The organism is Photobacterium proteolyticum, from assembly GCF_001939735.1.
Lineage (GTDB): Bacteria > Pseudomonadota > Gammaproteobacteria > Enterobacterales > Vibrionaceae > Photobacterium > Photobacterium proteolyticum.
In genome coordinates this window covers 1-1,664 of record NZ_MJIL01000013.1, presented here as the reverse complement: position 1 = coordinate 1,664, position 1,664 = coordinate 1, and the positions used below count along the sequence as shown (strand labels likewise).

The following is a 1,664-nucleotide window of genomic DNA, read 5'->3' as shown; positions in this document are numbered from 1 at the left end:
GTTACACTCGGCATTTTTGGTTCGGAGTTCGGTGCGCTTGGTAAGTTAATCGTGGGGCACCTTATCGCAGGCGTTATAACTTTCGAATAAAAAGGAGATATGAGTAATATGGCTCAGTTTATACAAATTAAATTAATTGAAGATCTAGTAACTGACATTAGTGGCCAAGGAGAATTTCCAACTATAGGGTTAAGTTATAATGAAAATAACGAGGCGTATATCAATCGTTATCAAATTCAATATTTCAACGTGGACGAAAACAATGCCACTATAGAAATAAACTTTCCTCCAATTAATTATGAATTGTTTTTTGTGGTAAAGCTTAAATTTTCAGATAAAGGTGGCGAGTTTCAAAGAATCAAACGTGAACTACTAAGCTAACGTTATAACAAATAAGGATAAGTGTCGCGCAGCCGACACTTTATCCGGGTGTTGAACAAGTCCGAAGCGGCATTTATATAGTAAATAGCTCGGTTGAGCGTCGGTGGGCTGCGGGGCCTGCTATTTTCACTAGGCACAGCAAGCCCCTAAGCTATCAGATGACTAATAACTTCAGTCGGTTATAAGCGAACTGTGGGTAGTGGTAACGGTTCTCCTCTTACCATGTGGGTGCCATTATCCTTATTTTGTTTGCCTTTCGGCTATCCCGGTCGTGTAATGCCGACGCACTCCATCATCTGTTCGCAGTATGGGCAGGTGCGGGTTGCTTTCGCTACGGGGGCAGGCTCTGCCGGTAGCACCAACCGCCCCGTCTGCATTAACATCAGCTGGATACGTAACCTGACAACCTTGGCGTTGCCGTGCAGCAGGCCGTAGTCACGTACTCGCTGGAGTCCCTTGGGCAAGACATGTTGCAGTACTAGCCACAGGAACTTGACCACGGGTAAGGTGCGGGATTGCCATTGGTTGGTTTTGCCCTCGTGGTAGCGGAAGGTCACTTGGTTATCGCGGATACTAATAATATCGTGGTCGGGCAGTACGCCTCGGTACAGGTAACGGGACAGGTATTTCAGGGCCGGCAAGCCTCGCCCGACATGGCGGCAGTCAACCACCCATTCATCGGGTAGCGTTGCTGGCAGGAGGAGTTGCGGATGTTGGTTAATGGCGTCCAGTATTCTGGCCCGCCAGACTTTTGCCAGTGCCGCGGCGTTGTAAAGGTAGCGCTTCTTGCCCTTGTGCCATTGGTGGCGGCCAGCCTCGTAGTAGCCCGCCGGCACAATGACATGGAGGTGGGGATGTAAATCCCGCCGCCGGCTGTGGGTATGCAGCACAGCGGTAAAGCCACTTTGTCCGCCATGTTGGCGTTGGGCGAAGTCTTTTAATACCGAAGAAGCGACAGCGAACATCACCGAGTAAAGGGCTCTGGGCTGGGTACGGGCGAGGCCTCGCAGCTGAGCAGGCAAGGTAAAGGTGATCATAAAGTAATGCACAGGCAACAACTTGGCCTCCTGGCGGGATAACCAGTTAGCGGTAGTACGGTGCTGGCACTGCGGGCAGTGGCGATGCCCGCACGAGAGGGGTAGCCGGTCATTGGCATGGCAGTGCTGACAGTACCACTGCGACAAGCCGGCGGCCTCGGTTTTATACCAATCTAAGTAAAAATATGATCTAATTGAGGATTGTCTTTCAGATGATCAAATCGCTATGGATAGCCTCAATAATAT

1 protein-coding gene and 1 pseudogene are annotated in these 1,664 nt (G+C 49.9%); one reads left to right on the top strand and one right to left on the bottom strand.

Going from position 1 to position 1,664, the window contains the following annotated elements; all coding sequences use genetic code 11:
- The first annotated feature begins 108 nt into the window (after nucleotides 1–108).
- The gene (locus BIT28_RS00105) at nucleotides 109–381 is read left to right on the top strand and encodes a hypothetical protein (protein ID WP_075761614.1); all 273 of its coding nucleotides are present in this window, start codon (nucleotides 109–111) and stop codon (nucleotides 379–381) included.
- Between the two features lie 260 nt (nucleotides 382–641).
- Here BIT28_RS00105 and BIT28_RS00100 read toward each other — a convergent pair.
- A pseudogene (locus tag BIT28_RS00100) lies at nucleotides 642–1,583 on the bottom strand (IS91 family transposase); the annotation flags it as partial.
- Between the last annotated feature and the right edge of the window lie 81 nt (nucleotides 1,584–1,664).

Excerpts from the sequence above, each read along its gene's own strand:
- BIT28_RS00105 (WP_075761614.1), top strand. The coding sequence starts at position 109 with ATGGCTCAGTTTATACAAATTAAATTAATTGAAGATCTAGTAACTGAC.